This window comes from Sphingobacterium sp. JUb20 (assembly GCF_004342035.1).
GTDB classification, from domain to species: domain Bacteria; phylum Bacteroidota; class Bacteroidia; order Sphingobacteriales; family Sphingobacteriaceae; genus Sphingobacterium; species Sphingobacterium anhuiense.
Genome location: NZ_SLYV01000003.1, coordinates 440,669 through 447,094, shown reverse-complemented (window position 1 = coordinate 447,094; position 6,426 = coordinate 440,669). Strand labels below are relative to the sequence as shown.

General features: G+C 31.8%; 9 protein-coding genes and 1 pseudogene. 7 read left to right on the top strand and 3 right to left on the bottom strand.

Annotated features, from left to right (window positions below):
• Nucleotides 1-320 (bottom strand): annotated as a pseudogene (locus EDF66_RS26245) (IS21 family transposase); the annotation flags it as partial.
• A gap of 224 nt (nt 321-544) precedes the next feature.
• Here EDF66_RS26245 and EDF66_RS07905 point away from each other — a divergent pair.
• Nucleotides 545-1,195 carry a hypothetical protein gene (locus tag EDF66_RS07905; RefSeq protein WP_132841791.1) on the top strand — a complete coding sequence of 217 codons (651 nt, stop codon included), beginning with the start codon at nt 545-547 and terminating at the stop codon, nt 1,193-1,195.
• Between the two features lie 27 nt (nt 1,196-1,222).
• Nucleotides 1,223-1,555 carry a hypothetical protein gene (locus EDF66_RS07900; RefSeq protein WP_243656008.1) on the top strand — a complete coding sequence of 111 codons (333 nt, stop codon included), beginning with the start codon at nt 1,223-1,225 and terminating at the stop codon, nt 1,553-1,555.
• Between the two features lie 298 nt (nt 1,556-1,853).
• On the opposite strand, the gene EDF66_RS07895 is transcribed toward EDF66_RS07900, so the two are convergent.
• Both EDF66_RS07895 and EDF66_RS07890 read right to left on the bottom strand, forming a co-directional pair.
• The gene (locus EDF66_RS07895) at nt 1,854-2,366 is read right to left on the bottom strand and encodes a GNAT family N-acetyltransferase (protein WP_132841790.1); all 513 of its coding nucleotides are present in this window, start codon (nt 2,364-2,366) and stop codon (nt 1,854-1,856) included.
• Between the two features lie 50 nt (nt 2,367-2,416).
• Nucleotides 2,417-2,752: a hypothetical protein gene (locus EDF66_RS07890; RefSeq protein WP_132841788.1), complete on the bottom strand. Its 336-nt coding sequence runs from the start codon at nt 2,750-2,752 to the stop codon at nt 2,417-2,419.
• A 69-nt stretch (nt 2,753-2,821) separates the two neighbouring features.
• On the opposite strand from EDF66_RS07890, the gene EDF66_RS07885 reads away from it, so the two are divergent.
• From EDF66_RS07885 to EDF66_RS07865, 5 genes are all read left to right on the top strand, one after another.
• A complete protein-coding gene (locus tag EDF66_RS07885; protein WP_132841786.1) occupies nt 2,822-3,181 on the top strand; it encodes a hypothetical protein in 360 nt (119 codons plus the stop codon).
• 67 nt (nt 3,182-3,248) lie between these two features.
• A complete protein-coding gene (locus tag EDF66_RS07880; protein WP_132841785.1) occupies nt 3,249-4,061 on the top strand; it encodes a hypothetical protein in 813 nt (270 codons plus the stop codon).
• 255 nt (nt 4,062-4,316) lie between these two features.
• Nucleotides 4,317-4,853, top strand: coding sequence for a hypothetical protein (locus EDF66_RS07875; protein WP_132841783.1), 537 nt, complete (start codon nt 4,317-4,319; stop codon nt 4,851-4,853).
• Nucleotides 4,854-4,972: 119 nt separating this feature from the next.
• Entirely contained in the window at nt 4,973-5,500 is a 528-nt protein-coding gene (locus tag EDF66_RS07870; protein ID WP_132841781.1) for a hypothetical protein, read from the top strand.
• A 10-nt stretch (nt 5,501-5,510) separates the two neighbouring features.
• Entirely contained in the window at nt 5,511-5,996 is a 486-nt protein-coding gene (locus EDF66_RS07865) for a hypothetical protein (RefSeq protein WP_132841779.1), read from the top strand.
• The last annotated feature ends 430 nt before the right edge of the window (nt 5,997-6,426 follow it).

Here is a 6,426-nt window from a genome sequence, read left to right as displayed (position 1 = left end):
CCATGTTCAAGACGGATGTTCCTGACAAAATTATAGATGGTTTTGCTATGTACCGTAGGGAGGTCGGAATATCGCTCCATAAGGCGATCCTCAACCTGTGCGGCGGATAGATAGGGCTGAAGCTCCAGGGTTTCTTTCACATAACTGTAATAGACCGAAAGTTTCTTGGGGAGATTTCTGGGCCGTGAGATCCAGTCATGGAACCCTTTTTCTGAAAGTGACAGATACTTGCGTACTGTAGCCCGGTCTAAACCGGTTTCAACATGAATCTGACTTATGTTTAGTCCCGATCCAATTAATTCTTTAACTTTGTACCACATAAAAACTCTGTTTTTATTAAGAGGCCGACATTGATTTTGTTTCACACCAAAAGATGCGGCCTTTTTTTAATTTTAGCTAATGTAATGGTGAATTACTTTTGCTAAAATCTGTTGATACAAAGTTGCTACTTACAATCATTTTATACGTAACTTAATACGATTGAATTTATTGGATATGGTGTTCAATATTGACTTTTTTAAATCTAAAATAGCACAAAATTACAATGAATATATTTTTTATAGTTATAACTGCATTATGGATATGTCCGTTTTTAAGTTATATTATTTACCAGTTGACAAAGGGAAAACCAGTATTATTAAAAAGAGTATTATGGTCATTAATTGTCTTGGATTTATTGGCTATTGTGGGAATGAGAGTTGGTGTATCTACCTTATCTACTGAAATAAACTGGGTTATTATAACGACTATTTATCTTACAATTAGTTTATTGTTTTGGATATTACAAGATCATAAAAATAAATTGATCAAAGTGACAACCATCATTCTTATGTTATTTACCTTTTTTTTTGGCATGTCAGCTGGGTCCATTGGTGCACTTGGAACTGCATTTATACTAGGTGAATATGAGGCTAAAATGTCAAAAAAGATAACAGCTAGCCTAACTTATACTGAATTTACATTGGGTAATGCACTAAATGATTACAAAGGTAAACGTATTGAAATTGCTAAAAAAATCGCTTTCTTTCCCGTTTTACAATATCTGATCGTAAAAAAAGAATACTACGATATTAACGCCTATGCGCATGAATTAAATGTAAACTATAGTCAGGATAAAAATATATTAATTTTATCTACATGGAATAATAAAGATCCTGAAAACAAGCTGTTCCCAGATACAATCGTCGTAAAATAATCATACCAAGTCTTAAAAAATAAAGCAATGAACTGGACACCGATAACTTTTGAAGAACTAAAAATTGTGATCTCAAATGGTGAACATAATATGGATCAGAATCTTTTAGATTTTTGGAATAAAATAAAAACTGTACCAAAAAAATGGTCTGAAGCTGAATATGGAGATGAAGGAAATGGATTTTGGGTAGTAGCAAGATTTAAAAACTTAGTAGTATATTATAATGATATAGAAGAAGGGTTTAATATTTCTGAATTCAAATATGAAGGTGAAATACAAGAATATGGTGCAGAACAAGATGAATTAAACTTTGCAATTTATAAACTTGTAGAATTAAAAAATTACTTGTTTTTATCGTAATAACTGCAGAAAAACCTAAAGGATTCATGTATCATAACAATCTAGCTCGCTCCCGATCGCACTCAAAGCATTGGCTTCAATGAAGGCTGTTGCTATAATGGAATTGTTATGTTGATCGGTTTGATTAGAAAATACGGGAAGCCGTAAGGAGTGCAGATAAAGCCATTCTTGACAGAATGGCTTTATTTGTTTTTATATAATCTATATATTTTATTTCAGCTTTTCGATCTCGTCAATGGTAAGGCCTGTAACCTCAGCAATTTGATCAATAGACAAACATAGACTCTTCCTGCAAAATTTAATTTCTGACCAAACTCCAGCCTATCATATTTTCTTCTGTATTTTTTCTTTCAAAATTAAGAGAACTTAATAAATTGATGGATCCAATATTTCCAATGTCACATTTAGCTGTTATTTCAATAACTTGTACATCGTTAAATGCCCAATTTATCAAGCCTAAAGCAGCTTCCCTTGCGTAGCCTTTCTTCCGAGCGCTTTCAACAATTCCATATCCCAGATCTATCCTTCCCAGAGAATCTGGCGGACCTTTGAATCCGATGTCACCGATAATTTCATTCCTTTCTTTTATGATAATCATCCATGACTCAAATCCTGTTGGAGATAATACCTTTTCTAAATTAATCAATATCCGTGGCAATGTATCTAAAACATCTTCATCCGGCCAACCTTCAGCTGGAATTATCCCCATATCATTAAACATCGAATAATCTGCTACTTGTATCTTATTTATCAGAATTTTATCGTAAGGAATTAGAAGAATTCTTTCTGTCTCAATTTGTTGAACTGCCATTAGAGATCAAATTATTATCATTGTAAAACTTAGAAAATTAAACTCCGAATTTATTGAATTAAAATTGAATAAATGGCAGATGCCATAATCAACTTTTGCTGATAGATGATCTTAGTAAAGTTCTCGATTACACTTTTGATTTCAGACTTCTTATAATAAAACATGCGTTTCTTTAGGTTAGAATGACTGCTGGTCTGTATCTCGATAATGATCTCTTCGGTTGCACCGATACGCTCGATACCCCGATACGTCAGATCAACGATAGTCTTTCTACCACGAAAGATGATGTTAAGAAAGTTGATCAGGTTGACCTTGTATCCGAATAACCGTTTAAAGCCCTCATCGGTGATCGGATCAATAAAAAAGGGCTGAACGTGATTTTTCATAATTTTAGGATCTGCTTAAATAATTATTAACTTTATATAAGGATAAGTAGTCCAATTACAATTATGATTATGATACAGCAAATACTTTTTATTATGGCTATGGCACTACTATCAATCACTTTAATAGACACCTTAGGATCAATTATTTCACGTAAATTCAATTTCAACTATAGCTTTTTTAGTATCTTCTCTCTTGCTACATATGTATTGACTGGATTTTACCTTTCATTCGTCACTTCTTCTCTTTGGGCTTTATTGCTATGTGGAGTAATTGGTCTTTACGATGGAACAGTAGGATTAAAAATATCATCAAAATTAAAAGCGAATGTAGAAAATGTGAATTTTGATAAAATGAAAACTAACAACCTGAGTCCTATTGCTAGTTTTACAATCGGTTTGGTATTTGGTGCAATCGGATTATTCTTCTAATTAGTGTTAGCATCAGAAGGAATATTTTCTGTAATTTAAGTTTTTTTATACCTAAAATTAAACTATCATGATTCGAACAAAAATCACATCTTTTTCAACATCCGAAATTTTTAGAAGACTTTTAAATAATAAGTCTAAAACTAATTATTGGAGGTATATCATGGAGCTCCGTAAACGAAAATCCTTAGAGATTTATAACAGCGCTATAGAATTGACAAAATCTAGTGATAAAAAAGAAAAGATAATCGGGATAAATATATTAGCACAATTCGGAAACCCTAGAATACACAAAAATCAAACTTTAAGAATCTATTTCAATTTACTAAAAGAGGAAAATGATATTTATGTAGTAAGTTCAATCTTGTATGCTATCGGGCATAACAACGAAAAACTTACAGAAAACCAAATTGACTTCATATGTCATTATGATTTTAGTAAAAGTTCAACAGTGAGACATAGTTTAACTTTTGCAGTTTCAGGAATAGAAAATAAAAATGCAATTCATACACTGATAAAACTTTCAAAGGACAAAGATTCTGAGGTGCGCGACTGGGCTACTTTCGCAATAGCTGCACTAATTAGCAACGACAATGATGCTATCAGAGAAGCTTTATGGGAAAGAGTTACGGATTCAGATAAGGAAATACAAAATGAAGCAATTTTTGGTTTAGCAACACGAAAAGATGCACGTATAAAAGAAGTATTGAAGAAAGAACTGGAAACAGTTAACTTTAACAGTTCTTACACTTTAGAAGCAATTGAAGTATTTAATGACAAAGAATTTATTACATTGCTAGAAGATAAAATAATTAAAAACAAAATAGAACGGGTTATACCTGAAGATTGGTTAATATCAACACTCGATCATCTCAAAAAATAATTCAATTTTACTATAAATACTAAAATGAGGTTATTCAAAATTTATTCACTTCGCCACATAAAACTGTAATATATAAAGCGTACTTAATGCGATCCAATGGGTTTCAATATCAACTATTTAAAAAACAGGAGAAGGATAAGTGAAGTTGTGAGATAATTTATTGATTTTTGAGCATTGGAGCACAAAATTTTCAAAAAATTTTATTATTCTTACCTATTCAAAATTATTGCGTAATAATAAATAATTAACATTTAAATGGGATTTGGTTTTAATCTGTTTTTCACTTTCATTCTTCTCCCAGTTCTAGGAATTCTTCTTGTAATTTTCTTATTGTACAAAAAAACAATCATAATTAACATTATAGGATTTATTGGTATTGGAATACTTTCTCTTATTATTTTTTCAATTTCTATTCAATGGTTAACTTCGAAAACTGAGTTAGAAAAAGAGGATTACTATGGACAATATATTGTCAATCGCAATTATTTCTCAGGAAAACAAGCCGATTGGCAATACAGTAATTTTAGATTTGAAATAAAAGAAAATGATTCTATTTATTTTTACGTAACTAATCAAGAGAAAATACTTAAAACATATCGCGGAAAGATCACAACAGTAAAACCCTATAATTCAGAACGTCTAAAAATAATAATGGATCTCCCTACTCATCACATAATAGTTAGTAATCCTATAATCTATCGAAGTGCTTGGAGCTTCAACCTGGTATTTCATTCTCCTATCTTTAATAATGTTTATTTTAAAAAAGGAAATTGGAAAACACTAGAAAAATAGAAAGCGAATAAGAGTAGGAAATGATAATTTGAAATGAATATATAAAAATAGGTATATTGTATTTTATTCAGACAATCCATAGTATGAATTTTTTAAAAATAGTCCAAATTATTATCCTTATGATCCTTTCTATTAGCTGTGAAGATCCATATCGAACAAAGAAAATGGATTTTGGTCTTTTTACACTTGAAACCCCTTATAAATGGCAACAGGTTAAAAAAAATGGAATAGATAGTTATGTAGGTGCTATTGCTGTAGATAAATCAGATACACTGTATTTTGATCTGGGTATGTACTCCAATAATTTGACTGAGCCTAACATAGAAATAATCACGAGACAGATGATGGAGGAAAGTGCTACCGACTCCATGAAAGATATTATTGTAAAGGACATACTGTTGGATTTTGATCTTGATGCCGATCGGTTTAGAAAACAAAATGTATCTTGGGATACTATTGATAATAGACGTGCTAAAATAGTATTTCCTAGAATATCCGGAAATGGATTGACAGGAATTTACATCGACAGTCTATGGCAGAGAGGTTCTTCAAAAACCCGATTTAACCTTACTGGAGCAAATTTAAAAGTACAGAACGAAAAGGATCTTCTAAATGCGGTAAGAACATTGCGATTTTATAAGAAGTAACATTGGTAAAATGAAAAAAATGAACGCTCCACTATTTGTTCATCTCTGTTTTATGATCATGACTTTTTATGCGTTATTCACAGATCGGGATTGGCTACTTTATTTTACTGAGAATTTAAATTTTAATCTTGTTATTTTTGGGATCCAAGCAGCAGGGCTTATTTATGCTGGATATGTACAGGGGCAAAATAATAAAAGGATCATATCCATATTCTTGCCCGGATTGATTGGACTTGTAATACTTGTATCGTGTATTCTGATCACTGGAGGTTATCAGTTTAATAAGAACATAGATATCTCGTTCTTGTGGGTGACAATTGAGGCTTATTATATATTCTATGATATATTAATATATAAAATTTTAGATAAAGTTCCAAATGTAACTCATATTAGCTCAAGTTTTCAAGTGCAATGCATTTACATTATTCTTTCATCCACATTTCCGCTTATTGGCTATATTATCTTTCAATTGAAAAGGAATTCAGCTAGTAAATAATATAGCTAGAAAAGTAATAGTGGTTAGCTCTGGATTCCTGACTTCCATCCAATTTATCCAACAGTAGATCGATAATCGGGATAAACGTATTTAATATTTTTCCAAACTCCAGCATGCCTATCGCCAATAGGACGTCGCCCTGTATAATTGTTGTAAAATTAGAACCTATCGGCGTAGGATGGTCTCAATTCAAATGACTGCTCGCATACAGTAATGATCGTTTCTATCAACATACCTTTCTCTGTTAAGTTGAAACCTTGTCCTCCCCTGTTTCATTCGTCGCTTTAAGTTTGTTTTCATAATTGCGGGAACGCCCACCGAAAAATTCCGAAGGGATCTGCGAAGCAAACGCTACGAAGCTGGCTCCGGATCACACTCAAAGCATTGGCTCCAATAACAGCTGTTGTTGATATGGGATTGTTGTGGTAAT

What these genes read in the sequence shown, in the direction of transcription:
- EDF66_RS07900 (WP_243656008.1), top strand. Translation starts at nt 1,223, where the DNA reads ATGAACTGGACACCGATAACTTTTGAAGAACTAAAAATTGTGATCTCA.
- EDF66_RS07905 (WP_132841791.1), top strand. Translation starts at nt 545, where the DNA reads ATGAATATATTTTTTATAGTTATAACTGCATTATGGATATGTCCGTTT.
- EDF66_RS07895 (WP_132841790.1), bottom strand. Translation starts at nt 2,366, where the DNA reads ATGGCAGTTCAACAAATTGAGACAGAAAGAATTCTTCTAATTCCTTAC.
- EDF66_RS07875 (WP_132841783.1), top strand. Translation starts at nt 4,317, where the DNA reads ATGGGATTTGGTTTTAATCTGTTTTTCACTTTCATTCTTCTCCCAGTT.
- EDF66_RS07880 (WP_132841785.1), top strand. Translation starts at nt 3,249, where the DNA reads ATGATTCGAACAAAAATCACATCTTTTTCAACATCCGAAATTTTTAGA.
- EDF66_RS07885 (WP_132841786.1), top strand. Translation starts at nt 2,822, where the DNA reads ATGATACAGCAAATACTTTTTATTATGGCTATGGCACTACTATCAATC.
- EDF66_RS07870 (WP_132841781.1), top strand. Translation starts at nt 4,973, where the DNA reads ATGATCCTTTCTATTAGCTGTGAAGATCCATATCGAACAAAGAAAATG.
- EDF66_RS07865 (WP_132841779.1), top strand. Translation starts at nt 5,511, where the DNA reads ATGAAAAAAATGAACGCTCCACTATTTGTTCATCTCTGTTTTATGATC.
- EDF66_RS07890 (WP_132841788.1), bottom strand. Translation starts at nt 2,752, where the DNA reads ATGAAAAATCACGTTCAGCCCTTTTTTATTGATCCGATCACCGATGAG.